This window comes from Cyanobium sp. A1C-AMD, assembly GCF_024346495.1.
In the GTDB taxonomy this organism is placed as follows: domain Bacteria; phylum Cyanobacteriota; class Cyanobacteriia; order PCC-6307; family Cyanobiaceae; genus Cyanobium_A; species Cyanobium_A usitatum.
Genome location: NZ_JAGQDB010000022.1, coordinates 1 through 23,345, shown reverse-complemented (window position 1 = coordinate 23,345; position 23,345 = coordinate 1). Strand labels below are relative to the sequence as shown.

Below are 23,345 nucleotides of genomic sequence, written 5' to 3'. Positions count from 1 at the left end.
CGATCAGGCGCTAGTGCGGCTCTGGGGCAGGGTGATGCCGATGCGCTCCAGCGCTTCGATCACCTCGTCGGCTGATTTGGAGCCGAAGTTTTTGATCTCCAGCAGATCTTCGTAGCTGAAGCCCATCAGGTCGGACACGGAGTTGACCTGGGCGCGCTTCAGGCAGTTGTAGGCCCGCACGGAGAGGTTGAGCTCTTCGAGAGGAATTTGGGCCTCGGCGGAGGGCTCGGGCTCAAGGCCGGGCTCTTCCACCATGGTCAAGCTGGCCAGGGGCTGGAACAGACCGATCAGCTGGTTGGCTGATTGGGCCATGGCGTCGTCTGGTGTGACGCTGCCATTGGTTTCGATCTCCAGGCGCAGTCTTTCGCGAGCGGATCCACCCTCACCAACGGCGGTTTCATCCACCGTGTAGTTGACCCGGCGCACGGGCTTGAACACAGCATCGATCTGAAGAAGGTCGATGGCGTTGGTGTCTTCGCTGTGGCGATTGACGGGCCGATAGCCAACACCACGCTCCACGTGTACCTCCATTTCGAGGCTGTGGCCTTCAGCCACGGTGGCGATCAGGCGATCTGAATCGATTACCTGAACCTGGGAGGAGAACTGCAGATCCGCGGCGGTAACCGTCGCGGGGCCATTCACCACTAGGCGTCCGATCTCCAGCTCCCGGTTGCGGCTGCTAACGGAGATCTGCTTGCAGTTGAGCAGAATGTCGAGAACGTCTTCACGAACCCCGGGCACGGTGGCGTACTCGTGGTTGACTCCGGAAATGCGCACCGCGGTGATGGCACTGCCTTCGAGGCTGCCGATCAGGACGCGTCGCAGGGCATTGCCAAGCGTGGTGGCCTGGCCGCGATCGAGCGGGCCGATCAGGAAGGTGCCGGTCTGGGATCGGTCTTCCGCGACCTGGTGCTCAATGCGATCGATTTGGTAATGCAACACGGTCTGAAGGGTCGAAAGGTTGGAGAAAGCCCAGGGGGGGCAGGAACGAAACGACGACTCAGACGCGACGGCGCTTGGAGCGACGGCAACCGTTGTGGGGAAGGGGAGTCACGTCGCGGATCAGGGTGATTTCAAGGCCGGCAACCTGCAGGGCTCGGATTGCGGTTTCGCGGCCTGAACCAGGACCCCTTACAAGGACTTCGATCTGGCGCATGCCCTGCTCGAGGGCGCGGCGTGCTGCTGCTTCAGCTGCGGTTTGGGCGGCAAAGGGTGTGCCTTTGCGGGCTCCTTTGAAGCCGCTGGCACCGGCGGAACTCCAGGAGATCACTTCTCCTGCGGTGTCAGTAATCGACACGATCGTGTTGTTGAAGGTGCTCTGAATGTGGGCAACGCCGTTGGGGACGTTGCGCTTCGTTTTCTTGGCGCCGGATTTTTTGGCTGGCTTTGCCATGGCGGAAAGGCCTGCTGGTGCAGGAGGTGATCAGGGGAACGTCGGGGGGCACCCTGGTGACGCCGGTCGCTTGCGCAGTTGGCGGCAGGGTGGGAGCAGATGAAGGAAGGGGAAGCCTTACTTCTTCTTGCCGGCCACGGTTTTGCGAGCACCACGACGGGTGCGCGCATTGGTGCGTGTGCGCTGGCCGCGCACGGGCAGACCCATGCGATGGCGGCGACCGCGCACGCAGCCGATGTCTTGGAGGCGCTTGAGGGCCATGCCCTCTTGACGGCGCAGGTCGCCTTCGAGGGTGAAGGTTTCTGCAGCACCGCGCAACTTCTGTACGTCGGCGTCGCTGAGGTCTTTTACCCGGATGTCAGGGCTGACACCGGATTTGGCCAGAATCTTCTGGGCACGGGTAAGACCGATGCCATACACGTAGGTGAGGGCAATCTCGACGCGCTTTTCGCGTGGGATATCAACGCCGGCAATCCGAGCCACGTAGTAATTCGATGAGGGGGCAAGGGGCTCCGCCTGAGCGGAGCGGGGAAATGATGCACAGCTGGCCCCCGAAGGGGCGCTGGCTAGGGCTGGTCAGCCTTGGCGCTGCTTGTGCTTGGGATTGGTGCAGATCACCATCACCCGACCGTGGCGACGAATCACCCGGCATTTGTCGCACATTCTCTTGACCGAGGCACGAACCTTCATGGGAGTTGTGCTCTCCTAATTTGCAAACCGACAGCCTACCACACTGGTCAACACCCTTCAGTGATTCAGCCGAGCAGGGCGTCGATCCGTTCGGCGATCGCATCGACGTTGCCATTGGCCTCAATGGCCTGCAGCAAGCCAAGCTGCTGATAGTGGTGAATAAGAGGTGCGGTCTGTTCCCGGTAGACCTCCAGCCGGTGGCGAATCACGCTTTCGTTGTCGTCAGTGCGCCCCCGGCTAAGGAGCCTTTGGATCAAGACGGCGTCGTCGAGCTCCATCAGCACCACTAGCTCGATCGGTTGCTGCAGCTCATCGAGCAACAGCCCCAGAGCCTCGGCTTGGGCGAGGTTGCGGGGGAAGCCATCCAGTAACCAGCCGCCGCCGCCGCCGCTGGCGGCCAGTGCTTCCAGCCGGCCACGCACAATCGCCAGCACCAGCGCATCGCTCACCAGCTCACCACGGGCCATTACGGCCTCGGCTTCCTTGCCCAGATCGCTGCCAGCAGCTACCTCCGCCCTCAGCAGGTCCCCCGTAGAGAGATGCAGCAGCTGGCGATCGGCGGCCAGTTGCTGGGCTTGGGTGCCTTTGCCTGCGCCGGGGGGGCCAAGGAAGAGGAGACGTTGCTTCATCGCTGAACTTGAAAGTTGGAGGAAAGGGTTGCTGCGAGGCCCGCAGGCAAGGGGCTGGTGCTCACTCGCGCACCATGCCCTCGTAGCGCTGGGAGATCACGTAGGTCTGCACTTGTTTGGCTGTGTCGATCGCAACGCCCACAAGAATCAGCAGGGAGGTGGCCCCCAGCCCCTGGAAGGTGCGCACCTGGGTGGCCCCTTCCACGGCTGAGGGAATGATCGCAACGGCGCCAAGGAACAAGCCGCCGAGCAGGGTGAGTCGGTTTTGCACGCCGCTCAGATAGCTGGCAGTGGCAGAGCCGGGCCGCACGCCAGGGATCGCCACCCCACTGCGTTTGAGGTTGGTGGCGATGTCCACCGGGTTTACGGTGAGTGAGGCGTAGAAGAAGCCGAAGCCGCAGATCAGGCCGAAGAACACCAAGGCGTACAGCCAGGGAGTGCTGCTGTTGGGGTTGAGATATCCCGCCAACTTGATCAGCCAAGGGTTGCGGGTGAGGTTGGCAATGGTGAGCGGCAGGAAAACCACGGCCGAGGCAAAAATGATCGGCATCACCCCGCCGGCGTTGAGCTTGAGCGGCAGATAGCTCTGGCGCGCCGCAAGCACCCCTGCCCCGCCCACTTGGCGCTTGGCGCTCACAATTGGGATGCGGCGGTTGCCTTCCTGCACAAAGATGATCCCCACGATCGTCAACAGGAAAACCAGAACCAGCACGACAATGCCGCCAACTGTGCTGCGGTCACCGCTCTGGGCCAGCTCGATCGTTGATCCCAGGGCCTTGGGCAGGGTGGCCACGATGTTGACGAAGATCACCAGCGAGGCGCCTTGACCGATGCCTCGCTCGGTGATCACCTCGCTGATCCACATCACCACCATCGAGCCGGTCACCAGGGCGAGGGCCGTTTGGATTACAAACACCGGCTCCGAAAGGCCCTCTGTGGCGTATTGCCGCAGGATCAGGGCAAAGACCAGGCTCTGCAGGATGCCCCAGCCCAGAGCTACGTAGCGGGTGATCTGGGCGATCTTGCGCCGGCCGGCCTCGCCCTCATTCTTCTGGAGGTCCTCCAGTTGGGGCAGGGCCGCGGTAAGCAGCTGGATGATGATCGAGGCGTTGATGAACGGCAGGATGCCCAGAGCGAAAACGCCGAGGGTGGACAGGCCGCCCCCGGTGAAGATGTCCAGGAACCCGATCAGCTGACCGCCCTGGGAGAGGAACTGCTGAAAGGCCACCCGGTCGATGCCTGGCATCGGGATGTAGATGCCCAGCCGGACCAGCAGCAGCAGGCCGAGGGTGGTTAGCACCCGGTCGCGCAGTCCCTTCGACTGGATCAGTTGGCTGAGGATTTCCCCGGCGCTTGGGTTGCGACCCCGGCTAACAAGCATGGCGGCGTGTGATGGACATGAAAAAACCGCCCATCAAGACCCTTGGCGTGCCCGGGGCTCGACTGGACGGCTCAGACCTTAGGGCGGAGGCCCGCAAGGCGATCAGATGACTTCGCAGCTGCCACCGGCAGCTTCGATCTTGGTGCGGGCGCTGGCAGTAAATGCGGCGGCCTGCACGGTGAGCTTGACGGAGAGCTCACCGTTGCCAAGCACCTTGAGGGGGTGCTTGGGGCTGGTCACGAGACCATCCTTCACCAGGGAATCGAGGCTAATGGTGCTGCCGGTTTTGCAGTCGGCGAGCTTGGCCACGTTGATGATCGTGAACTCCTTCTGGTTGACCAGCTCAAAGTGCTTGAGCTTGGGGATGCGGCGGTAGAGAGGCATTTGGCCACCCTCGAAGCCAGGACGGGTCGGCCGACCCGAACGGGACTTCTGGCCGCGCATGCCGAAACCGCAGCTGGCTCCCTGGCCTGCGGCAATGCCGCGACCCTTGCGGAGCTTGCGGCGCCGGGCGCCAGGGTTGGATTTGAGAGACTGGAGATTGAACGTCATGACGAGGCCTTAGGAGTAGATCTGCTCTAGGGAGATGCCCCGCTCCTTGGCGGTCTCCTTGTGCGTGCGAAGGCCGGCCAAAGCCTCCATCGCAGCGCGGGCGTTGTTGAGGGGGGTCTTGGATCCGAGGCGCTTGGCCAGCACATTTTTGATGCCGGCCAATTCGAGCACCGTGCGGATCGAGCCGCCCGCAATTACCCCGGTTCCCGGGGCTGCCGGGCGGATCAGCACGCTGGCGGCACCGTCACGGCCGTTGCTGAGGGTAGGGATGGAGTTGTGACGGGTTAGGGGCACCTTGACCAGGTGCTTCTTGCCATCGGCTACGCCCTTACGGACGGCGCCGATCACGTCGCCGGCCTTGCCGACGCCCACACCTACTTGGCCCTTCTCGTTGCCAACGACAACGATGGCCCGGAAGCTCATCTTCTTGCCGCCTTTAACGGTTTTGGAAACGCGGCGGATTTGCACCACCCGCTCCTGCCATTCGGAGTCGCGCTCCTGGCCGCGACGGTTGTCGCGTCCGCGGCCGCCACCGCGACGGCTATCGCCGCCTCGGCCTTCAGCCCGACCACCGCGGCGATCCTGCTGGCCTTCGGCAGCAGCAGGTACATCCGACGCGGCCGGGATGTCGTTGGACTGAACTTGATCGTTGGTTTCGGTCATGGTGAGAGCAGGGATCAGAACTGAAGGCCCGCTTCCCGGGCGGCGTCAGCCAGGGCCTTGACCCGGCCGTGGTACAGGTTGCCGCCTCGATCGAAGACCACCTGCTGGATGCCCTGGGCGAGCGCCCGTTTGGCTACCAGCTCGCCTACCGCCACGGAGGCATCACAGGTAGAGCTGGCGTCGAGGTTGGTGCGCAGGTCCTTGTCGAGGGTCGAAGCCGCACAGATGGTGTTCTGGGCGTCGTCGTCGATGACCTGGGCGTAGATGTGGTTGTTGGAGCGGAACACGGCCAACCGGGGACGGGAGGACGTGCCAGTGAGCTGACGACGCAGGCGGCGGTGACGCTTCTGGGTCTGCTGTTTGCGGGAGATGGATGACATTGCGATACAGGGTAACGACGCTCAGGCAGACCTCATTTCTTACCGGTCTTACCGGCCTTGCGCAGGATGCGCTCACCCTCGTACTTGATGCCCTTGCCCTTGTAAGGCTCGGGCGGACGAATGGCACGCACCTTGGCAGCTTCGTTGCCCACCAATTCCTTGTTGGCACCGGAGACAAACACGGTGGTGTTTCCCTCTACGGCGAAGGTGACGCCCTCGGGGGGCACCATCTCCACCTGGTGGCTGTAGCCAGCTGAGACCACAAGCTTTGTGCCTTGGACGGCGGCGCGATAGCCAACGCCAATAATTTCCAGCTTGCGGGTGTATCCCTGGCTGACGCCTTCCACCATGTTGGCGACAAGCGTGCGGCAGAGACCGTGGCGCTCGCGGGAGCGACGGGTTTCGCTGCTGGGGCTCACCACCAGGGTGTTGCCGTCCTGGGAGATCTGCACCCCTTCGGGCAGGGTGCGGCTGAGTTCGCCCTTAGGACCCTTCACGGTGACTGCCAAGCCATTGAGGCTGACACTCACCTTGTCGGGGAGGGGAATCGGCGCTTTACCAATACGAGACATGGATCAATCTCCCAGATTCAGTAGACGTAGCAGAGCACTTCGCCACCGACGCCCTGCTTACGGGCATCGCGGTCGCTCATCACCCCTTTCGACGTAGAGATGATGGCAACTCCCAGGCCGCCCCAAACTTTGGGCAACTGGCGATTGTTCTTGTAAATGCGCAGGCCTGGCTTGCTGACTCGCTGGACAGAGCGAATCGTGGGCTGGCGATGCTTGCCGCTGTACTTGAGCTCAAGCACCAATTGCTTCGTGACGCCCTCACCTTCTTCGGTGATTGCGGCGATGAAGCCTTCCTGCTGCAGCACATTGGCGACGTTACGCACCAGTCGGGATGCAGGAATCTTGGTGGTCTCGTGGCGCTTCTCACTCGCATTGCGAATGCGGGTGAGCATGTCTGAAATTGGGTCGTGATTGGCCATGGTCGGGTCCGAAGAGGGCTCAGTTGCTGCGGAACGGCATTCCCATCTCGCGGAGGAGGGCCCGGCCCTCTTCGTCGTTACGGGCGTTGGTCACAATCGTGACGTCCATCCCCCGGATCGCATCGATTTTGTCGAAGGAGATCTCAGGGAAAATGATTTGTTCGCGGATCCCCAGGGTGTAATTCCCCCGGCCGTCAAAGCTCTTGGGGCTCACACCGCGGAAGTCGCGGATGCGAGGCAGAGCAAGATTGATTAGGCGCTCCAGGAAGGCATACATCCGCTCACCACGCAGGGTGACGGCGACACCGATTGGCATCCCCTGGCGAATTTTGAAGCCGGCGATTGCTTTTTTTGCTCGAGTCACCACCACTTTTTGGCCAGTGATTGTGGCCAGTTCGGTGATTGAGGCCTCGAGGGCTTTGGCATTCTGGGCGGCTTCACCGAGGCCCCTGTTGATGGTGACTTTCACCACCTTGGGAACTTCGTGAATATTGGAGAGATTCAGGTCCTTTAGGAGTTTGGGCTGAATCGACTCCCGGTAGCGCTTTTTCAGTGACATGACGGGGAGAGGGGGGTGCGCTTCTGGTCTGGGTCAGAAGGCTGACAGGGACTGGAGTTGAAGTTGGCGGGGCCTGTGCGAGTGATCGCGGGGCACGCCTCTGGAGCTCAATCGAGGATTTCTCCTGTCTTCTTGAGGCGACGCTTTTTGGTGCCGTCTTTCTCCACCACGATTTCGACGCGGCTTGCCACCTGTTTTGAGCTGGAGTAGAGCATCACATTCGAGGCATGCACAGAGGCTTCCTCGGTGACGATGCGGCCACTCTCGCCTTCCTGGGTGGGTTTGACGTGGCGGGTACGCAGGTTGATTCCCTGCACTACGACACGATTTTCATAGGGAAGGGTGCGTAGCACCTCTCCGGTTTTGCCCTTGTCCTTGCCGGAGATCAGCTGGACGGTGTCACCCTTTTTGAGGCGCATCTTGATGCGCTCAGCGGGTTTTGCCTTGGGAGTTGCGGTCGCCATTTCAGATGACCTCCGGAGCGAGGGAAACGATCTTGGTGAAGTTGCGCTCGCGCAGTTCACGGGCAACCGGGCCGAAGACTCGGGTTCCCTTGGGGTTGTTGTCGTTACCCAAGATCACGGCTGCGTTGTCGTCAAACCGGATTGAATTGCCGGTGTCACGGCGCAGGGTGGCTTTGGTGCGCACCACTACGGCTTTGACCACATCCGATTTTTTGACACCCATGTTGGGCATGGCATCCTTGACGGCTGCCACGATCACGTCGCCCACGTGGGCGTAGCGACGGTTGGTGCCGAGCACCCGGATGCATTGGATGCGCTTGGCGCCGCTGTTATCAGCGACGTTTAAATAGGTTTCTTGTTGGATCATTAGGAGTTCTCCTCAACCGGCGGTGCTGTTGGTGAGAACTTCGGCCACGGTCCAGCGCTTGGTGCGACTGAGCGGGCGGGTCTCGGTGATGCGAACCCGGTCACCCACTTTGCAGCTGTTCGCTTCATCGTGGGCTTTGTATCTGGTGGTGCGGCTGACCGTCTTTTGATAGATGGGATGGGGGAAGCGGTTTTCCACCGCCACCACCACCGTTTTGTCCATCTTGTCGCTGACGACGGTGCCGACCCTTTCCTTGAGTGCCATGGGGATCGAGGGGGTATCAGGAGGCTGAAGCAGCCGTGGCGGCGGAGCGTTGCTGCTCCTGCTGCACCGTCATCAGGTGGGCCAGCTTGATGCGAGCCTCCTTGAAGCGGTGAGTAGTTTCCAGCCGGCGGGTGGCTTGCTGGAAGCGCAACTCAAACAGTTCACGCCTGGTGGCGTTGACCTGTTCGTTGATCTGGTCACCGGTGAGCTTGCGCACATCGGCAATGTTGGGTTTTGCCATCGGTCAGGCCTCCACTGGGGCTGCGGTTTCCTGATCCGCCAGGCTCAGGAATTTGGTCTTGAGGGGAAGCTTGAACTGCGCCAGGCGCATGGCTTCCTTGGCGATCTCGGGGGTGATTTCAGGACCACCCATTTCAAACAGAATGCGCCCCGGTTTGATTACGGCTACCCAGAATTCCGGGTTGCCCTTACCGGAACCCATACGGGTTTCGGCGGCGCGCATGGTGACTGGTTTGTCAGGGAAGATCCGGATCCAGATCTTGCCGCCGCGTTTGACGTGGCGGGTCATGGCTCGGCGGCTGGCTTCAATCTGGCGGGAGGTGATCCAGCCACATTCCTGGGCCTGCAGTGCAAACTCCCCGAAGGCAATCGTGTTGCCCCGGGTAGCGACACCGCGCATGCGGCCTCGCTGTTGTTTGCGGAATTTGACGCGTCTTGGACTCAGCATGGTTCAGGGCTCCGGATCACTCTTTGTTAGAGCGGTCTTCAAACTGTTGCGGCTGCCGGCTGGTCCGGCGGCGGGGCGCAGCACCAACGGGCAACTGCTCTTTCTGGCCAGGTAGCACCTCGCCTTTGAAAATCCACACCTTGATACCCAGCACTCCGTAGGTGGTGCTGGCCAGCTTGGTTGCGTAGTCGATGTCGGCACGCAGGGTGTGCAGGGGCACGCGACCTTCCCGGGTCCATTCGGTCCGGGCGATCTCGGCGCCGTTGAGTCGGCCAGCCACCATGATTTTCAGGCCGAGCACGCCAGCCCGCTGGGCCCGTTGCACGGCCATGCGGATGACGCGGCGGAAGGCAACGCGCTTCTCCAGTTGCTGGGCGATGTATTCAGCCAGCAAGAACGAGTCGGCATCGACCCGCTCTACCTCCACCACGTTGATGCGCACCTGACGGTTGGCATCACCGAGGGTTTTCTGAATGCCGGTACGTAGCTCCTCGATGCCGCTGCCCTGACGGCCAACAAGCACGCCGGGACGGGCGGTCTTGAGTTCAACTTCTAGTTGATCTGCCTTACGGGCAATAAGCACGTCGCTGATGCCTGCGGCGCCGTACTTCTTATGGACGAACTTGCGAATGCGGTCGTCTTCCTGAAGCAGGATTGGATAGGTCTTACTTGGGGCGTACCAACGCGAGCGGTGATCCTGGGTAATCCCCAGGCGCAGGCCGGTTGGATGGATCTTGTGTCCCATCTTTCGGTGTCCTCGGGGGTTAGGTGGAAGGAGCCACAGCAATGCTGATGTGGCAGGTTTGTTTTTTGATCGCGTAGGCACGACCCTGGGCGCGTGGGCGGAAGCGCTTCAGGCAGGGACCCATGTCGGCGATCGCTGAAGCGATTACCAATGTCGAGGGGTCCAGGCCGAGATTGTTCTCGGCGTTAGCCACAGCCGAGCGCAACACCTTGGTGATTGGGCCGGTTGAGCGGTAAGGCATGAACTCGAGCATGATCAGGGCCTCGCGATAGCTGCGGCCACGGATCTGGTCGAGAACTCTTCGCACCTTGGATACGGAACCGCGGATGAAGCGGCCGTGGGCGAGAGCCTGGTTGGAAGGTGTGTTTGCCATAGCGTCAGCGGCCTCCTTTCTTATCCTTGATGTGGCCCCGGAAGGTGCGGGTGGGGGCAAATTCCCCGAGTTTGTGGCCCACCATCTGTTCCGTCACGTAGACGGGAACATGGGATTTGCCGTTGTGAACGGCAATGGTGTGGCCGATCATCATCGGCAGGATGGTGGAAGCACGTGACCAGGTTTTGATCACGGACTTGTCATCTGCGCCGTTTTGCTTTTCAACCTTGCGAAGCAGGCTGTCGGCAACAAACGGTCCTTTTTTGAGCGAACGTCCCATGGTTGATTAAGCGAACAGCAAAGCGGTGTTGATCATCAGGAATCGCGTCCGCCACGGCTCCGTTTGGAGGTACGGCGACGTTTCCGGAGCACAAACCGATTGCTGGGTTTGTTCCGCTTACGGGTTTTGTAGCCAAGGGCAGGCTTGCCCCAGGGGGTGACCGGACCAGAGCGGCCGATCGGGGCACGGCCCTCACCACCACCGTGAGGGTGGTCGCAGGGGTTCATCACCGATCCACGCACTTCAGGCCGGCGACCAAGCCAGCGCTTGCGACCAGCCTTGCCCAGGCTGGTGTTGCGCACTTCGGAGTTGCCAACTTCACCAAGGGTGGCGTAGCACTCGCGGCGCACAAGGCGCACCTCGGTGGAAGGCAGCTTGAGGGCTACGTAGTCGCCCTCTTTGGCAACCACTTGGGCACTGGCACCAGCCGTGCGGACCATCTGGCCGCCCCGACCGGCATAGAGCTCCACGTTGTGAACGCTGGAGCCGAGGGGGATGGCAGAAAGAGGCAGGGCATTCCCCGTTTCAATCGGCGACTCGGGTCCGGAGATCACCTGCTGTCCGATCTCAATGCCAGCCGGAGCAAGGATGTAGCGCTTCTCGCCATCGGCGTAGAAGAGCAGCGCTAGGCGGGCGTTGCGGTGCGGGTCGTAGTGGATGGCCGCCACTTTGGCGACGACTCCCAGCTTGTCGCGGCGGAAGTCGACGATGCGGTAGAGGCGCTTGTGACCACCGCCGCGGTGGCGGCAGGTGATCACGCCACGGTTGTTGCGGCCTTTGCGGCGGTGTTTGGCGACCACCAAGCCTCGCTCCCGTTCGCGGCCAGTTACTTCGGAGAAGTCGCTGGCGACACGGGTACGGGTGCCGGGGGTGATGGGTCGGTATTTACGGATAGCCATTTCTTTTCAGACCCCTCAGGACTCAGGGAACAGCTGGATGGCATTGCCTTCGGCGAGGCGCACCACTGCTTTCTTCACTTGGGCACGTTTGCCGGCGAAGCGGCCCACCCGCCTGGAGCGGCGAGGGGGATTCATGGTGCTGATGCCGATGACTTTGACGTCGAACAGCTGTTCAACGGCAGCCTTGATGTCGGGTTTTGCAGCCCGATGGTCCACCTCAAAGGTGTACTGGTTCTGCTCGAGGGCCCGGGTGGCCTTCTCGGTGATCAGCGGCCGACGGATCACATCCGCAAGCCGGCTCGAAAAACGTTCAGCCATCGCCGTAGACCTCCTGAATCTTCGCGAGTGCTTCCTCGCTCACCACCAACTTGTTGGCGTGGAGCAAATCAAACACGTTGAGCTGATCCGCAGCGATCAGCTTGACCTTCTCGAGGTTGCGCACCGAGAGGCGCACGGCCTCGGAGGCTCCGTCGAGCACCACCAGCACCTTGGTGCCGGCTTCGATACCAAGCCGGCCGAGGCCGGCGGTGATTTCCTTGGTTTTGGGCGTATCGAGCCCAACGCCAAAGCCCTTGACCACGGTGATGTCGTTGATGCGACTCATCAACGCGGTGCGCAGGGCCAGGCGACGCTCCTTGCGGTTCATCGCCAGGGTGTAGCTGCGGGGCTTGGGACCAAACACCACACCACCGCCGGGGCGGAGGGGGGTTCGAATCGAGCCTTGGCGGGCCCGACCTGTGCCCTTTTGCTTGTAGGGCTTGCGGCCGCCACCGGCTACTTCAGCGCGGGTAAGCGTGCTGGCAGTGCCCTGACGGGCGTTGGCCAGTTGACGCACCACGGCGCGATGCACCAGGTCTGTGGCAGACGATTCCTTAGCGACTTTGAGTTCAAGGGCAGCCTTGCCGGCCTCCTTGCCTTGCCAGTCGCGAATTACACAATTAGCCATTGGTTTTCTCCTCAGTTCCCGGCTTTGGCGCCCACCCGGTTCGCCGGGCGGATGTTGAGCAGGGCGCCAGGCTTGCCGGGCACCGAACCCTTCACTACCAGCAAGTTGCGCTCAACATCCACTTTGAGGATGACGAGGCCGCGGGTGGTGATTTGTTTGCCGCCGTAGCGGCCCGCCATGCGCTTGCCTGGGTAGACGCGGCCCGGCGTGGTGCCAGCGCCGATCGAGCCAGGCTCCCGGTGGTTCTTGGAACCGTGGGTCATGGGGCCCCGGCTGAAGCCGTGGCGCTTTTGGAGGCCGGAAAAGCCACGGCCCATGGTGTCGCCGCTCACATCAACCTTCTGACCAGGCTCAAAGGCCGTCACGGAGATGGAGCCACCCAGCTCAAGGCCATCCACGCTGTCGACCCGATATTCCTTCAGGTGGCGCAGGACCTCATCACCAGATTTGGCTAGGTGCCCCTTGGCTGGCTTGTTCACGAGCTTTTCGCGAATGTCGCCAAAACCAAGCTGAACGGCGTTGTAGCCGTCGGTACTGGTGCTTTTGAGTTGGGTGATGCGGCAAGGACCCGCCTCGATCAAGGTGACCGGGATGGACTTGCCCTCGTCGTTGAAGAACTGGGACATGCCCAATTTCTTCCCAAGAATGCCGATAGACATAGGAGGGGAAACAACGCCAGCTGGACCACCGAGCGCAGTGAGCAGGTAGCTCAAGGACAACGGTGAAACTGAAGCGGTCAGGATGTTGCCTGGCTCGGCCGAGGGGCCGCTCTTCGCCGCGGAAGCATGGGCCTCCATCAACGGATTGCGATTTCCATGGGCTAGCGAGGCTGATCTGATTCGGATCAGCGCGGCTGGGACTTATCGGAACCGGACTGGACTCAACAGGCGTGAGATCAGTGCGTTCTGGCAGTTTCCCGACGGGACCTGCAACCTTTTAAAGCTGCTGGAACCGTGCTGGCCGAGGACGATCACCACCACTGGTGATCGTGTGCCGTGATCTGGAGGCCCGGCTAGCGGTCGGGCACATATCAATGGCACAGTTGATGAACATACCCCACCACCTAACCCTGCTTGGGCTGCCAAAGTGGTGTCTAGCTAGCAATTACCCGTAATGCCCCTGCTGCTCTCCGGTCGCGGTTTCCGCCAGGACCTTGAGCGCGCTGGTGCTCTGGCCCTATTTGCACCCCTTGAGGGTGGCGCAGAGACTCGCTTGATGCGCCGGATGCGGGCTGTTGGTTATCGCGCCCAGCTCACATCGGCGCGGGGCCTTGGTGATCCTGAGGCATTTCTTTTGCAGTTGCACGGTGTGCGTCCGCCCCACCTGGGTCACCAAAGTGTGGGCAGGGGTGCAGCCGTGGGCGAGGTGCAGCGGGTGATGCCCCAATTGGGGGCTTTGCTCGAGGGCACGCAGCCGATCCTGCTGTGGTTGTTGGAGGGTCAGGTTCTGTCTCAGGCTGAATTGGGGTCTCTGATTTCTCTCTGCCAGCGTGAGCCTCGCCTCAAGCTTGTGGTGGAGATGGGCGGTTCCCGTGAACTGCGCTGGCAGCCCCTTGAGCAGCTGCTTGACGCCTGAGGAGGCTCTCGCCTCAGGCCGCTGGGTCAAGTTGATCTGTGGGGCTAGCAACCAGGATCTGGCTGGGATCGAAGACCTCTGCGGCATTTTTTCTCTGGCCGGGGTGCACTGCATAGATGGCGCGGTAGATGCGGCTGTAGTGGCCGCGATCCGCCGCGGGATTGATTGGGCCGAAGCCCGTGGCGCCAGTCGGCCCTGGCTGATGTTGAGCCTCAGCGATGGCGACGATCCCCATTTCCGTAAGGCTTGGTTCGACCCCGCCTGCTGCCCGCCGGCCTGCCCCCGCCCCTGTGAGCGGGTTTGTCCTGCCTTGGCCATCGGGTTTGCTGCTACTGGCGCTCCAGGAGTGTTGGCGGAGCGCTGCTATGGCTGTGGCCGCTGCCTGCCTGCCTGCCCCCACGGAATGATTGAGGAGCGGAGTCAGGTGCTGGCAGGGGCGGATGTGCCTCCCCTGCTTGCGCAGTTGCGCCCTGATGCGGTGGAACTCCACACCCACCCCGGTCGCGGCGTGGCCTTTGCAGAGCGGGTTGGCCAGCTGCGGGCCAGTGGCGTGCAGCTGCAGCGGCTGGCGGTGAGTGCGGGTCTTGAGGGCACAGCCCAGTCGCCCTCTGCGTTGGTGGCGGAGCTATGGCAGCGCTTCAGCCTGCTGCGCGGCGCCGGCTTTCGTCCCCTCTGGCAGCTCGATGGCCGGCCGATGAGTGGTGATGTGGGGGCGGGTACGGCCCGGGCGGCCGTCAAGTTGGTTGCGGCCGTGCTCCCCCAGGCTCCCCCCGGCCCCGTGCAGCTGGCTGGGGGCACCAACGCTCACACGCTGCCGCAGTTGACGAGCTATCCCTTGCAGCATCGAATCGCTGGCGTCGCCTTTGGTGGCGTCGCTCGCCGGCTGTTGCAGCCCCTGCTATCAGAGGCCCAGGGGCGGGGACGCTCTTTGCTGGCCGATGCCGAGCTTTTCCCCCTTGCCCTGGGGCTGGCTCGGGAGCTTGTTAATCCCTGGCTAGAACGTACCTAGTGCCTTGCGATTCGGTGTCCAGCCCCGCTTTGATCGCCCCCCAGCGCGTCACCGACGACCTCGATCGCCTGCTGGCCCTGCTGCCTGAGGTGGTGCAGGCGGCTCTGGCGACCGCCGAGTCGCGTGAGCAGTTGCTGGAGGTTGTGCTCGACCTGGGCCGGGTGCCCGAGGCCCGCTACCCGGGCCAGGTAAGCGCCCTGGGCAATCAGCCCCTGGAGCGCGCCGACCTGGCTGCAGTGGTGGAGAGACTCGGCAGCTTCGGCGGCGACAACCGTGCCGGCATTGAGCGCACCCTGCATCGCATCAGTGCGATCCGCAACCGCACCGGCACGATCGTGGGACTCACCTGCCGGGTGGGCAGAGCAGTGTTTGGCACAGTGGCCATGGTGCGCGACCTGCTCGATGCCGGCGAGTCGCTGCTGTTGATGGGGCGCCCTGGTGTGGGCAAGACCACCGCCCTGCGCGAGATCGCCCGGGTGTTGGCCGACGACCTGGGCAAGCGGGTGGTGGTGATTGACACCAGCAATGAAATCGCCGGGGATGGCGACATTCCCCATCCCGCCATCGGCGGCGCCCGGCGCATGCAGGTAGCCCGGCCGGAGCTTCAGCACCAAGTGATGATCGAGGCCGTGGAAAACCACATGCCCGAGGTAATCGTTATTGACGAGATCGGCACCGAGCTGGAAGCCCAGGCGGCGCGCACCATTGCCGAACGTGGCGTGATGCTCGTGGCCACGGCCCATGGCAATGCCATCGAAAACTTGATCAAAAACCCCACCCTCTCCGATTTGGTGGGTGGCATTCAGGCGGTGACGCTCGGCGATGAGGAGGCCCGCCGCCGCCGCACGCAGAAAACCGTGTTGGAGAGGGCTGCCGAGCCCACTTTCGCCATGGCGGTGGAGATGCACAGCCGCCATCGTTGGCATGTGCACAGGGATGTGGCCCGCACGGTGGACATGCTGCTGCGGGGCCAGGTGGGGCGCCCTGAGATCCGGGAACTCGGTGCTGATGGGCAGCTGCAGCGGCAACAGGAGTCGGCGCCTGCCCCAGCTGCCAGGGAGGCAGTGGCGCCGCGGCCCCATGGGCGACCCCGGCTGGCGGCCGCACCCTTGCCCAATTTGGAGGACGCTGACGCGGCGTCAGAGCGACCAGCGGTTGAAGCCGCTGCAGCGATGTTGCGGGTGTACGGAGCGGGCCTCAGCCTGGGGCCGCTGGAGCAGGTGGTGCGGGCCCGTCAGTTGCCCGTGGAGCTGGTGGGCAGTGTCGAGCTGGCTGACGCGGTACTCAGCCTGCGCCAACATCTCGGCCGTGATCCCCATGTGCGCCGTCAGGCTCAGGACCTGGGCCTGCCGATTTTGGTCCTGAAGTCGGCGGCCCCGCCCCAGCTGCAGCGCGCCCTAGAGCGGCTGCTCCAGCGTCATCGTGAGGGCCAGGCGCAAAAGGATCCAGTCGCAGTGGCTGCCTGCAGCGCCCAGGCCGATGACGCACTCGCCGGGCTGGAGGAATGCCGGCTGGCGGTTGAACAGGTGGTGTTGCCCCACGGCCAGCCGGTAGAGCTGCTGCCCCGCAGCGAGAGGGTGCGGCTGATGCAGGCGGAATTAGCTGATCGCTACCGGCTACGCACCGCTGTGTTTGGTCGCGGTGTGGAGCAGCGACTGCGGCTATTTCCTGTCTGAGCTAGGAGCCGGTGGCTGCCGCGGTTGACGAAGGACCGGGCTCTATGGGTAACTATCTGGGTACCGGAAATTCCGGTTGAGCCCATCCATTAGGTTTGGTTCAAGCTCTTTCAGAGCGCCATTGGGTCGTCGCCAAGCGGTAAGGCAGCGGTTTTTGGTACCGCCATTCCTAGGTTCGAATCCTAGCGACCCAGTTTTGATCCATGTCTTTCGCTCCCCCTGCTGCGACTGGCTTTTGGGCTAGATCTGGCCCCTTGATCGTCTTTGATTTCGACGGGGTGTTGATGGATGGCATGCCCGAATACTGGTGGTCGGCCCGGGCGGCGGCCCTGCAGCTGGCTCCAGAGCTGGTGCTCCCCGAGCAGGCACCGGCAGGTTTCACCAGCTTGCGGCCCCTGATTCATAAGGGTTGGGAGATGGTGCTGATGGCAGCGGAGCTGGGCCGCCCGGATCTCAATCTGGAGGAGTTGCTGGCCGATTACGACGGGGCCTTACCTGCCGCTCTGGCCCGTTGGGGGTGGCAGCCGGAGCGGCTGCAGCGCCAGCTCGAGCAGGTCCGCAATGCCGCCATCGCTGAAGCGCCTGCTGCCTGGCTTTCCCGCCACAGGCTTTACCCGGGGGTGAAGGAGCGATTACAGCGCTTGGGGCAGGAAGGGGCCGACTGGATGGTGCTAACCACAAAGGGCGCCGCTTTTGCGGCCAGGCTGTTGGCGGCTGCGGCTCTAGAGCCTTCCGCCCTTTATGGCCACGAGCACGGCAGCAAGCCCGAGGTGCTGCACCAGCTGCTGGATCATGGGCGCCCGCTCTGGTTTGTCGAAGACCGACGCCCCACGCTGGCAACGGTGCGGGCCGATTCCCGCTTGGCATCGGTCCGTTGTTTTTTGGTGAGTTGGGGGTACTTGGCTCCCCAGGACGCCGAGGCTTTGCCTGCTGACATCGGCTGGCTGACGCCGGAGCTATTTGCTGCCCCCCTGGCGCAATGGCCCCAGTGAGCTAGAGTACGCTCGTACTATAAGCAATTGATACGCCGGCCCGCTTTGGGGGCACTTGCTGCTTAGAGGCCGCAGGATGGCCGTCTTCGGGTTTGCCTGGAGGTCGTGCCTGCGGGTCATGCCGATTTACGGCTAGCTCCCCGCCCTGCTTTGCGTCTTTGCGGCCTGTTCCTTCGCATTTGATTGCTGTTATGCCCGCTACCCCTAACTCCTCCTCCAGCCCTTCCGTGCCCCCTGCTTCCCGCGCCTCAGCCAGTTCTGCTTCGGCTTCTGCCTCTTCTGCGGCTACCACCTCTTCAGCTACTAATTCTTCAGCTACTGCCTCTTCCGCTAATAGTTCGACTGCCGATAGCCGGGCAGCAGCTGAGCGCGACAAGGCCTTGGGGCTTGTCTTGAATCAGATCGAGCGCAATTTCGGCAAGGGTTCGATCATGCGCCTGGGGGATGCGTCCCGCATGCGGGTGGAAACCATCGGCACCGGGGCCCTCACCCTGGATCTGGCCCTGGGTGGGGGCTATCCCAAAGGCCGAGTAGTTGAGGTCTATGGGCCGGAGAGTTCCGGTAAGACCACCCTCACGCTGCATGCCATTGCCGAGGTGCAGAAGAGAGGTGGTGTGGCCGCTTTTGTGGATGCGGAGCATGCCCTCGACCCCGTCTATGCAGCGGCCCTTGGCGTTGACATTGAAAACCTGCTGGTCTCCCAACCGGATACCGGTGAGATGGCCTTGGAGATCGTCGACCAGCTGGTGCGTTCAGCGGCCGTGGACATCGTGGTGATCGACTCGGTGGCGGCCTTGACCCCCCGCGCTGAAATTGAAGGTGAAATGGGCGACTTGGCGGTGGGTGCCCAGGCTCGCCTGATGAGCCAGGCCATGCGCAAGATCACCGGCAACATCGGTAAATCCGGCTGCACCGTGATCTTCCTCAACCAGCTGCGCCAGAAGATCGGTGTCACCTACGGCAATCCGGAAACCACCACCGGCGGTAATGCCCTCAAGTTTTATGCATCGGTGCGCTTGGACATTCGCCGGATTCAGACCCTCAAGCGGGGCACCGAGGAGTACGGCATCCGCGCCAAGGTGAAGGTGGCAAAAAACAAAGTCGCCCCGCCCTTCCGGATCGCCGAATTCGACATCCTGTTTGGCCGTGGCATCAGCACCCTGGGCTGTTTGCTCGACCTGGCCGAGGAGACCGGTGTGGTGATCCGCAAAGGCGCCTGGTATAGCTACGAGGGCGACAACATTGGTCAGGGCCGGGACAACACGATCACCTGGTTGGAGCAAAACCCAGCCCAGGCTGAGGTGATTGAGCAACTCACTCGGCAAAAGCTGAAGGAGGGCTCAGAGGTCACCGCCAATTCCATGAAGCCCCTCGCCGCGGCTGCTAAGGCGGCTGTTGCAGCATCAGGGCTCGCTGAAGCGGGCGATGGCCTCGAAGAGTTGCTGGTGGCCAGCTGAGCGGCTTCTTGCCCCAGCTCAAGGGAGCGTGAATGCTCCCTTGAGCTGGTTGGGATTAGGTAGGTTAGCTGGGGATTGAGTTCGCGATCCTTTGGCTGCCACGGGGCTTTGGAGCACCTGGGCGACTCGCTGTAGCTCCTGGATGGCTTCGGCTCCTTCCAGCTTCACCAGTTCGTGGCCATCGCGGGATTCCACCCAGCTGATGCCGAAATCGGAAACTAAAAACCGCACCATGTGGTTCGCGTCGAGGTTGGCGACGAAGGAGGCTCCGTGACCATCCCGGCCATCACCGCAGACGTAGCAGGTGGCAGCAATGCCTCGGTCTTGAAGGCTTTTGGCGAGAGCCTGAAGACTCATCACCAGGTCGTGAACCACAGATCTGTACTGCTCGGCTAAGCGTGGGAACACGACGACCCGACGGATTCACAAAGATCCTAATCTTTTCTTCAGAATTTCGCGGGTCAGCCGTCTGACAGGTTCCACCAGCCGGCTGCGGGTCCGACAAAACGCACCGTCAGCCAGAACAGCACCAGGGCGCCGATGCCTATCCAGGCCCCTTTGGTGGTGAGGGTGACGAAGCGATCAGCCTGGTTGCGCGTCAGGGGCAGCCAGGCTGCGACGCGTGGCGAGGTGTCAATTTCTTTGGGCCGTTTCGGCTTAACCAGCTTGGGTGGCAGACCCTGAATGCTGCGACGCTTGGCTTCCCCCATGGCCTCCACTACTTAGATGGTGAAGTCAGGATCCCACGTCAGTGAGGCAGTAGGCGGGTGAGGTTGATCCAGGGTTCCAGGGCCGCAAGCACCTGGCGGCCCCAGCTCCGCCCCCGCAGCCGCCCATCCAGTACGGCCAGCCGGCCAGCGCCCTCGCGCCTCAGCCCCGCTACACCGAGCTGCAAACGGGTGAGGGCATCTGGCAACAGGCCCTCTCGGAACCAATCGCGACCCTCCCGCCGCAGGGCCATTACTCGCGCAGCGGTGAGTGGATCTTCGAGGCTGGCGATCGGCAGCAGGGCGATCACTATTTGGCTTGGCAGCGGCAGCCGGGCCTGCTGCTCGAGCCACCAGCACCAGCGGGCACAAATCACCCCATTGCCTTCGGGCGCGGTGCTCTCGTGCACTACTCGACTGCCGAATTCCGCTGCCAGCCCACTGGTCAGTCCTAATCGCAGGGCGTCGTCATCGATCAGCACGACCGTTAGCCCAGCTTGGCCAAGGATCAGGCGCCGGCTTTGCTCGAGCAGGTGCTGTCCGTAGTTCGGGCTATTCGGCAGCGGTTGGAGCAGCGGCGCAAATAGGGGCAGGGGGTCGGCAAGGGGCGCATCGCCGAGATTCAGCTCCACAACCGGCTGCAGCCCCAATTCACTCCCCGGCGCAAGTTGGCCCAGCAGCACCGCACCCCGCCGCTCCAGCAGGCCGCGCAGCACCGCCAAGGGCTCGAGGGGGTGGCGGTGCAGTTGCCATTGCAGCAGTTGGGGATTCAGCTGGGCCCAGCTGGTCCAGCCGGCGCCCTTGGCGGCCAGCCAGTCGGGCCATGGCGCGGGTAGGGGGCTTAGCAGCTGTAGTAGATGGCGCAGGGGGGCTTCGTCGTCTGGGGCCAGTGCCACCAGCTGGTTGGGACGGTGGGGGGCGCTGAGCACCCGGCGATTGAGCCGTTGGTGCAGGCTCAGCAGGCTGGACTCGGCCGCGGGCTGGGCCCGCCGCAGTTGGTCCCAGTGCTGGGGCGTGACCACCACCTCCAGGGCTTGGCGCAGCAGGGTGTCGAGCTGTTCCGCCTCCGGGATCACCAGTTGGCGCTCCCCCAGCCACCCCTTTTGCCAGGCCGCTACCAGCTGTTGATGGTTAAGCAACCAGACGCGGGCATCTTCTGGTGCTCGGTCGCCCTCGAAGCAGGGCAGGGCCATGCTTGGTTCGGCCTTTGCCAGCCTGGGCAGCTCCACCTGTAGCAGCCGTTGGCGTTGGGCCTCGCCCACCACTATTGCCAGGGGGCACTCGCTCAGGGCAAGGGGTACCAGCAGGCTGATCCACCAGCTTGGTTCGCTGCCTGGGGCTAGTCGCACCAGGGTGTGGTCGCTGCGGCGCAGGCTGCGGGCCACCAAGCGGCTGAGGCTGAGGTGGTGGGGCCAGGGAGCACTGCCCTCCTGGCGCAATAGGTCTTTGAGTTGCTGATGGGCGCGGGCTTCGAGCATTCCCAGCCAACCAACAGGTCAAAAGCGTAGGAAGCTGGCGGCATGGCTCCTGCGCCCCGATGACTCCCGATTCCTTGCCCAGCCTCCAGGCTCGTGCTCACAGCACTGCCAATCCGTGGCGGCAGGGGCCCGTGGGGATCGTGGGCTTGGGATTGATTGGCGGCTCCTTGGGGCTGGATCTGCAGCACCAAGGCGTGGAGGTGCGTGCCTTAGTGCACCGTGAGGCCACCGCCGAGCGAGCCCGGCAGCGGCTCCTGGCCACCGAGGTGGGCACCAACCCCGCCGTGCTTGCCGGCTGCAGCCTGGTGGTGTTGGCCCTGCCCCTAGACCGGCTGCTGGAGCCGCCGCAGGAGTTGGTGGCGGCGTTGCCACCCCAGGCGGTGATCACCGATGTGGGTTCGGTGAAGGCGCCGGTGCTGGAGCTCTGGCAGGGCCTGCATCCCCGTTTTGTCGCCAGTCATCCGATGGCCGGTACGGCTGAGGCGGGGGTGGAGGCGGGGCAGCACGGGTTGTTTCACGGGCGCCCTTGGGTGGCGACCCCCGCTGCCGCTACCGATCCGCAGGCGCTGGCGTTGGTTCAGGGCTTGGCCCAGGCTGTGGGGGCCCACTGGCTCAGTTGCGGCGCCGCTGAGCACGACCAAGCGGTGGCGCTGATCTCACACCTGCCGGTTTTGGTGGGTGCCGCCCTGCTGCATACGGCTGATCGGGCTGGCGCTGCGGGCGCCGGGGATCTAGCTGGTCTATTGCGCGCCCTGGCTTCGAGCGGCTTTGCCGACACCAGCCGGGTGGGCGGCGGCAATCCGGAGTTGGGCACCCTGATGGCCCGCTGCAACCGCGAGGCTCTATTAGTGGCGCTGGCGGTCTACCGGCAGCAGCTGGAAGCCCTCGAGCAGCAGGTGAGCCAGGGGGATTGGCAGGGCTTGCGGCAGGAGCTCGATCGCAGCCAGGAGTTGCGGCCGCAGTTTCTCTGATCCCCCCTGACATGGCTAGGTGCTCAGTCCGCTGAGGCTCAGCGTCTGGCCCCGCTCTGCCAGCAGCTGCCGGCAGGCCATCAGGGCTGAGAGGCCCACGGCGGCGGTGCCCTCTCCGGGGTGGATCGAATCACCACATAGCCACAGGCCCGGCAGGGGGGTGCGGCTGGCTAGGCCGAAGGGCCCGAAGCGGCTGGGGTGCTGTCCCAGACCGCCCACAAAGCCAAAGGGCCGCCCGGTCCAGCGCTCAAAACCCCGGGGTGTGGCCAGCTCAGCGTGGCGCCACTGTTCTGGGCTGATGCCCAGCAGCGACTCCAACCCCCGCTGCATGGCGGCCAGCGATTCGGCCTTGGCTTGGTCGTAGGCGGTGGGTTCGAGGCCAAACCAGGGTTTCGCTGGTGTGAAAACGCTGGCGATCACCGTGGCGAGGCCCACCGGCGCCCGGCCGTCGCCCTCGTGGCTCACCGACACAAACAAGGTGCCCGGATCGGCCCAATCAAGTTGTAAGTGGCTGGGGCAGTTGGCAGGCAGCAGTGCTCGCTCAATGGCACCGTAAAAAACCAATGCTCCAGATGGATCGCTCAAATTTTCTATCCGGCTGCGGTAGCCCGCGGGTAGCTGCTGCCCGAGCAGAGCGGGCAGGCTTTGCACCGGTATGGCCAGCACCACATTGGTAGCGCTCAAGCTGAACTCCTGCCCCTTGCCGGCCCCCCCTGGCTGCTCGCCCTGCAACCTCCAGCCCGCTCTGCCGGGCCCGCCTCCAGGCTCGTTGTTGCGCTGCAGGGCTTTCACCCTGTGTCGCAGTCGCAGTTGGCCGCCGCCGGCAGCCAGGGCCTGCTCCAGCTGCTGGCTGAGCACCTGCATTGAGCCCTGCACGTGCCAGAGCCCAAGCGGTGCCTGGCCCATGGCCAGCACGGTGGCGCCATAGAGGGCGGCTGTTCGCTCTGCTGGCTCCTGGGAGTAGAGGCGTAGCTGCAGATCCAGGAAGCGGCGCAGGCGTGGATCGCCGCCACAGCCCGTGAACGTGAGCAGATCAGCCACACTGGACGCAGCCAGTAGGCCACTGGCCAGGTTGGAGGGTCTCAGGGCCGGCAGCAGCTGGCCCAGGTCCCAGAGGCTGCGCGGCGGCAGCACCGGATCGCGGCTTGCAAAAGCCCAGTTGGCACCATGCAGGGTGGCGCAGAGCTGCCAGAAGCGGCCGCTGCCGGGAAACTGC

Annotated in this window: 34 protein-coding genes and 1 tRNA gene; 7 read left to right on the top strand and 28 right to left on the bottom strand. The window is 63.3% G+C overall.

Annotated elements, in window-relative coordinates; all coding sequences use genetic code 11:
- Positions 1-3 precede the first annotated feature (3 nt).
- From KBY74_RS05625 to rplC, 24 genes are all read right to left on the bottom strand, one after another.
- On the bottom strand, positions 4-942 hold the full coding sequence (locus KBY74_RS05625) for a DNA-directed RNA polymerase subunit alpha (protein ID WP_254941851.1): 939 nt from the start codon (positions 940-942) through the stop codon (positions 4-6).
- 58 nt (positions 943-1,000) lie between these two features.
- Complete coding sequence (rpsK, locus tag KBY74_RS05620) at positions 1,001-1,393, bottom strand: 30S ribosomal protein S11 (RefSeq protein ID WP_010311626.1); 393 nt, start codon at positions 1,391-1,393, stop codon at positions 1,001-1,003.
- Positions 1,394-1,510: 117 nt separating this feature from the next.
- Positions 1,511-1,876, bottom strand: coding sequence for a 30S ribosomal protein S13 (gene rpsM / locus KBY74_RS05615; protein WP_106632398.1), 366 nt, complete (start codon positions 1,874-1,876; stop codon positions 1,511-1,513).
- A gap of 93 nt (positions 1,877-1,969) precedes the next feature.
- The gene (gene rpmJ, locus KBY74_RS05610; protein WP_048018126.1) at positions 1,970-2,083 is read right to left on the bottom strand and encodes a 50S ribosomal protein L36; all 114 of its coding nucleotides are present in this window, start codon (positions 2,081-2,083) and stop codon (positions 1,970-1,972) included.
- 65 nt (positions 2,084-2,148) lie between these two features.
- The gene (locus KBY74_RS05605) at positions 2,149-2,712 is read right to left on the bottom strand and encodes an adenylate kinase (RefSeq protein ID WP_254941850.1); all 564 of its coding nucleotides are present in this window, start codon (positions 2,710-2,712) and stop codon (positions 2,149-2,151) included.
- 61 nt (positions 2,713-2,773) lie between these two features.
- Positions 2,774-4,093, bottom strand: a complete 1,320-nt coding sequence (secY, locus tag KBY74_RS05600) for a preprotein translocase subunit SecY (RefSeq protein ID WP_106632396.1) — start codon at positions 4,091-4,093, stop codon at positions 2,774-2,776.
- Between the two features lie 102 nt (positions 4,094-4,195).
- Complete coding sequence (rplO, locus tag KBY74_RS05595; RefSeq protein ID WP_106632395.1) at positions 4,196-4,645, bottom strand: 50S ribosomal protein L15; 450 nt, start codon at positions 4,643-4,645, stop codon at positions 4,196-4,198.
- 9 nt (positions 4,646-4,654) lie between these two features.
- Complete coding sequence (gene rpsE, locus KBY74_RS05590; RefSeq protein WP_106632394.1) at positions 4,655-5,308, bottom strand: 30S ribosomal protein S5; 654 nt, start codon at positions 5,306-5,308, stop codon at positions 4,655-4,657.
- Between the two features lie 14 nt (positions 5,309-5,322).
- Positions 5,323-5,688 (bottom strand): 50S ribosomal protein L18, encoded by a 366-nt coding sequence (gene rplR / locus KBY74_RS05585; protein ID WP_106632393.1) that lies wholly within the window; start codon positions 5,686-5,688, stop codon positions 5,323-5,325.
- A gap of 32 nt (positions 5,689-5,720) precedes the next feature.
- Positions 5,721-6,260 carry a 50S ribosomal protein L6 gene (rplF, locus tag KBY74_RS05580; protein WP_254937630.1) on the bottom strand — a complete coding sequence of 180 codons (540 nt, stop codon included), beginning with the start codon at positions 6,258-6,260 and terminating at the stop codon, positions 5,721-5,723.
- Between the two features lie 17 nt (positions 6,261-6,277).
- Positions 6,278-6,679, bottom strand: a complete 402-nt coding sequence (rpsH, locus tag KBY74_RS05575; RefSeq protein WP_254941849.1) for a 30S ribosomal protein S8 — start codon at positions 6,677-6,679, stop codon at positions 6,278-6,280.
- Between the two features lie 19 nt (positions 6,680-6,698).
- The gene (gene rplE, locus KBY74_RS05570) at positions 6,699-7,238 is read right to left on the bottom strand and encodes a 50S ribosomal protein L5 (protein WP_254941848.1); all 540 of its coding nucleotides are present in this window, start codon (positions 7,236-7,238) and stop codon (positions 6,699-6,701) included.
- Between the two features lie 107 nt (positions 7,239-7,345).
- Positions 7,346-7,702, bottom strand: coding sequence for a 50S ribosomal protein L24 (gene rplX / locus KBY74_RS05565; RefSeq protein WP_254941847.1), 357 nt, complete (start codon positions 7,700-7,702; stop codon positions 7,346-7,348).
- Position 7,703: 1 nt separating this feature from the next.
- The gene (rplN, locus tag KBY74_RS05560; protein ID WP_106632388.1) at positions 7,704-8,069 is read right to left on the bottom strand and encodes a 50S ribosomal protein L14; all 366 of its coding nucleotides are present in this window, start codon (positions 8,067-8,069) and stop codon (positions 7,704-7,706) included.
- Positions 8,070-8,081: 12 nt separating this feature from the next.
- Positions 8,082-8,333 carry a 30S ribosomal protein S17 gene (gene rpsQ, locus KBY74_RS05555; RefSeq protein ID WP_094560052.1) on the bottom strand — a complete coding sequence of 84 codons (252 nt, stop codon included), beginning with the start codon at positions 8,331-8,333 and terminating at the stop codon, positions 8,082-8,084.
- A 16-nt stretch (positions 8,334-8,349) separates the two neighbouring features.
- Complete coding sequence (gene rpmC / locus KBY74_RS05550) at positions 8,350-8,574, bottom strand: 50S ribosomal protein L29 (protein WP_106632387.1); 225 nt, start codon at positions 8,572-8,574, stop codon at positions 8,350-8,352.
- 3 nt (positions 8,575-8,577) lie between these two features.
- A complete protein-coding gene (rplP, locus tag KBY74_RS05545; RefSeq protein WP_254941846.1) occupies positions 8,578-9,021 on the bottom strand; it encodes a 50S ribosomal protein L16 in 444 nt (147 codons plus the stop codon).
- A gap of 16 nt (positions 9,022-9,037) precedes the next feature.
- Positions 9,038-9,766: a 30S ribosomal protein S3 gene (gene rpsC / locus KBY74_RS05540; protein ID WP_106632385.1), complete on the bottom strand. Its 729-nt coding sequence runs from the start codon at positions 9,764-9,766 to the stop codon at positions 9,038-9,040.
- A gap of 19 nt (positions 9,767-9,785) precedes the next feature.
- The gene (rplV, locus tag KBY74_RS05535) at positions 9,786-10,139 is read right to left on the bottom strand and encodes a 50S ribosomal protein L22 (RefSeq protein WP_106632384.1); all 354 of its coding nucleotides are present in this window, start codon (positions 10,137-10,139) and stop codon (positions 9,786-9,788) included.
- Positions 10,140-10,143: 4 nt separating this feature from the next.
- On the bottom strand, positions 10,144-10,419 hold the full coding sequence (gene rpsS, locus KBY74_RS05530) for a 30S ribosomal protein S19 (RefSeq protein ID WP_106632383.1): 276 nt from the start codon (positions 10,417-10,419) through the stop codon (positions 10,144-10,146).
- Positions 10,420-10,454: 35 nt separating this feature from the next.
- The gene (rplB, locus tag KBY74_RS05525) at positions 10,455-11,318 is read right to left on the bottom strand and encodes a 50S ribosomal protein L2 (protein ID WP_254937624.1); all 864 of its coding nucleotides are present in this window, start codon (positions 11,316-11,318) and stop codon (positions 10,455-10,457) included.
- A gap of 15 nt (positions 11,319-11,333) precedes the next feature.
- Positions 11,334-11,636: a 50S ribosomal protein L23 gene (locus tag KBY74_RS05520; RefSeq protein ID WP_094560045.1), complete on the bottom strand. Its 303-nt coding sequence runs from the start codon at positions 11,634-11,636 to the stop codon at positions 11,334-11,336.
- Positions 11,629-12,264, bottom strand: coding sequence for a 50S ribosomal protein L4 (gene rplD / locus KBY74_RS05515; RefSeq protein WP_254941845.1), 636 nt, complete (start codon positions 12,262-12,264; stop codon positions 11,629-11,631). Before rplD ends, KBY74_RS05520 begins: the two co-directional genes overlap by 8 nt.
- A gap of 11 nt (positions 12,265-12,275) precedes the next feature.
- Positions 12,276-12,923, bottom strand: a complete 648-nt coding sequence (gene rplC, locus KBY74_RS05510; protein WP_106632380.1) for a 50S ribosomal protein L3 — start codon at positions 12,921-12,923, stop codon at positions 12,276-12,278.
- Between the two features lie 454 nt (positions 12,924-13,377).
- Here rplC and KBY74_RS05505 point away from each other — a divergent pair, with 454 nt between their 5' ends.
- From KBY74_RS05505 to recA, 6 genes are all read left to right on the top strand, one after another.
- Positions 13,378-13,839: an NAD(P)H-quinone oxidoreductase subunit N gene (locus KBY74_RS05505; protein ID WP_254941844.1), complete on the top strand. Its 462-nt coding sequence runs from the start codon at positions 13,378-13,380 to the stop codon at positions 13,837-13,839.
- A complete protein-coding gene (locus KBY74_RS05500) occupies positions 13,817-14,848 on the top strand; it encodes an LdpA C-terminal domain-containing domain (protein WP_254941843.1) in 1,032 nt (343 codons plus the stop codon). Before KBY74_RS05505 ends, KBY74_RS05500 begins: the two co-directional genes overlap by 23 nt.
- Before the next feature lie 32 nt (positions 14,849-14,880).
- Complete coding sequence (locus KBY74_RS05495) at positions 14,881-16,524, top strand: AAA family ATPase (protein ID WP_254941857.1); 1,644 nt, start codon at positions 14,881-14,883, stop codon at positions 16,522-16,524.
- A 122-nt stretch (positions 16,525-16,646) separates the two neighbouring features.
- A tRNA-Gln gene (locus KBY74_RS05490) sits at positions 16,647-16,718 on the top strand.
- A gap of 60 nt (positions 16,719-16,778) precedes the next feature.
- Positions 16,779-17,516 carry an HAD family hydrolase gene (locus KBY74_RS05485; RefSeq protein WP_396123098.1) on the top strand — a complete coding sequence of 246 codons (738 nt, stop codon included), beginning with the start codon at positions 16,779-16,781 and terminating at the stop codon, positions 17,514-17,516.
- Between the two features lie 227 nt (positions 17,517-17,743).
- Entirely contained in the window at positions 17,744-18,973 is a 1,230-nt protein-coding gene (gene recA / locus KBY74_RS05480) for a recombinase RecA (protein WP_254941841.1), read from the top strand.
- A gap of 18 nt (positions 18,974-18,991) precedes the next feature.
- On the opposite strand, the gene KBY74_RS05475 is transcribed toward recA, so the two are convergent.
- Genes KBY74_RS05475 through KBY74_RS05465 form a run of 3 tightly spaced genes read right to left on the bottom strand, consistent with a single transcriptional unit; the run spans position 18,992 to position 21,158 of the window.
- The gene (locus KBY74_RS05475; RefSeq protein ID WP_254941840.1) at positions 18,992-19,381 is read right to left on the bottom strand and encodes a DUF1815 family protein; all 390 of its coding nucleotides are present in this window, start codon (positions 19,379-19,381) and stop codon (positions 18,992-18,994) included.
- 53 nt (positions 19,382-19,434) lie between these two features.
- Positions 19,435-19,683 carry a DUF2839 domain-containing protein gene (locus KBY74_RS05470; RefSeq protein ID WP_254941839.1) on the bottom strand — a complete coding sequence of 83 codons (249 nt, stop codon included), beginning with the start codon at positions 19,681-19,683 and terminating at the stop codon, positions 19,435-19,437.
- A gap of 38 nt (positions 19,684-19,721) precedes the next feature.
- A complete protein-coding gene (locus KBY74_RS05465; protein ID WP_254941838.1) occupies positions 19,722-21,158 on the bottom strand; it encodes a helicase in 1,437 nt (478 codons plus the stop codon).
- A gap of 59 nt (positions 21,159-21,217) precedes the next feature.
- Here KBY74_RS05465 and KBY74_RS05460 point away from each other — a divergent pair, with 59 nt between their 5' ends.
- Positions 21,218-22,129, top strand: coding sequence for a prephenate/arogenate dehydrogenase (locus tag KBY74_RS05460; RefSeq protein WP_254941837.1), 912 nt, complete (start codon positions 21,218-21,220; stop codon positions 22,127-22,129).
- Between the two features lie 15 nt (positions 22,130-22,144).
- Here KBY74_RS05460 and KBY74_RS05455 read toward each other — a convergent pair.
- Positions 22,145-23,345: FAD-dependent oxidoreductase (locus KBY74_RS05455; RefSeq protein WP_254941836.1), on the bottom strand; the 1,201-nt coding region annotated here is incomplete at its 5' end.

Bases quoted from the DNA above. Each gene is read 5' to 3' on its own strand.
- rpsK (WP_010311626.1), bottom strand. From the start codon at position 1,393: ATGGCAAAGCCAGCCAAAAAATCCGGCGCCAAGAAAACGAAGCGCAAC.
- rpmJ (WP_048018126.1), bottom strand. From the start codon at position 2,083: ATGAAGGTTCGTGCCTCGGTCAAGAGAATGTGCGACAAATGCCGGGTG.
- KBY74_RS05605 (WP_254941850.1), bottom strand. From the start codon at position 2,712: ATGAAGCAACGTCTCCTCTTCCTTGGCCCCCCCGGCGCAGGCAAAGGC.
- secY (WP_106632396.1), bottom strand. From the start codon at position 4,093: ATGCTTGTTAGCCGGGGTCGCAACCCAAGCGCCGGGGAAATCCTCAGC.
- rplO (WP_106632395.1), bottom strand. From the start codon at position 4,645: ATGACGTTCAATCTCCAGTCTCTCAAATCCAACCCTGGCGCCCGGCGC.
- rpsE (WP_106632394.1), bottom strand. From the start codon at position 5,308: ATGACCGAAACCAACGATCAAGTTCAGTCCAACGACATCCCGGCCGCG.
- rplR (WP_106632393.1), bottom strand. From the start codon at position 5,688: ATGTCATCCATCTCCCGCAAACAGCAGACCCAGAAGCGTCACCGCCGC.
- rplF (WP_254937630.1), bottom strand. From the start codon at position 6,260: ATGTCTCGTATTGGTAAAGCGCCGATTCCCCTCCCCGACAAGGTGAGT.
- rpsH (WP_254941849.1), bottom strand. From the start codon at position 6,679: ATGGCCAATCACGACCCAATTTCAGACATGCTCACCCGCATTCGCAAT.
- rplE (WP_254941848.1), bottom strand. From the start codon at position 7,238: ATGTCACTGAAAAAGCGCTACCGGGAGTCGATTCAGCCCAAACTCCTA.
- rplX (WP_254941847.1), bottom strand. From the start codon at position 7,702: ATGGCGACCGCAACTCCCAAGGCAAAACCCGCTGAGCGCATCAAGATG.
- rplN (WP_106632388.1), bottom strand. From the start codon at position 8,069: ATGATCCAACAAGAAACCTATTTAAACGTCGCTGATAACAGCGGCGCC.
- rpsQ (WP_094560052.1), bottom strand. From the start codon at position 8,333: ATGGCACTCAAGGAAAGGGTCGGCACCGTCGTCAGCGACAAGATGGAC.
- rpmC (WP_106632387.1), bottom strand. From the start codon at position 8,574: ATGGCAAAACCCAACATTGCCGATGTGCGCAAGCTCACCGGTGACCAG.
- rplP (WP_254941846.1), bottom strand. From the start codon at position 9,021: ATGCTGAGTCCAAGACGCGTCAAATTCCGCAAACAACAGCGAGGCCGC.
- rpsC (WP_106632385.1), bottom strand. From the start codon at position 9,766: ATGGGACACAAGATCCATCCAACCGGCCTGCGCCTGGGGATTACCCAG.
- rplV (WP_106632384.1), bottom strand. From the start codon at position 10,139: ATGGCAAACACACCTTCCAACCAGGCTCTCGCCCACGGCCGCTTCATC.
- rpsS (WP_106632383.1), bottom strand. From the start codon at position 10,419: ATGGGACGTTCGCTCAAAAAAGGACCGTTTGTTGCCGACAGCCTGCTT.
- rplB (WP_254937624.1), bottom strand. From the start codon at position 11,318: ATGGCTATCCGTAAATACCGACCCATCACCCCCGGCACCCGTACCCGT.
- KBY74_RS05520 (WP_094560045.1), bottom strand. From the start codon at position 11,636: ATGGCTGAACGTTTTTCGAGCCGGCTTGCGGATGTGATCCGTCGGCCG.
- rplD (WP_254941845.1), bottom strand. From the start codon at position 12,264: ATGGCTAATTGTGTAATTCGCGACTGGCAAGGCAAGGAGGCCGGCAAG.
- rplC (WP_106632380.1), bottom strand. From the start codon at position 12,923: ATGTCTATCGGCATTCTTGGGAAGAAATTGGGCATGTCCCAGTTCTTC.
- KBY74_RS05505 (WP_254941844.1), top strand. From the start codon at position 13,378: ATGCCCCTGCTGCTCTCCGGTCGCGGTTTCCGCCAGGACCTTGAGCGC.
- KBY74_RS05470 (WP_254941839.1), bottom strand. From the start codon at position 19,683: ATGGGGGAAGCCAAGCGTCGCAGCATTCAGGGTCTGCCACCCAAGCTG.
- KBY74_RS05465 (WP_254941838.1), bottom strand. From the start codon at position 21,158: ATGCTCGAAGCCCGCGCCCATCAGCAACTCAAAGACCTATTGCGCCAG.
- KBY74_RS05460 (WP_254941837.1), top strand. From the start codon at position 21,218: ATGACTCCCGATTCCTTGCCCAGCCTCCAGGCTCGTGCTCACAGCACT.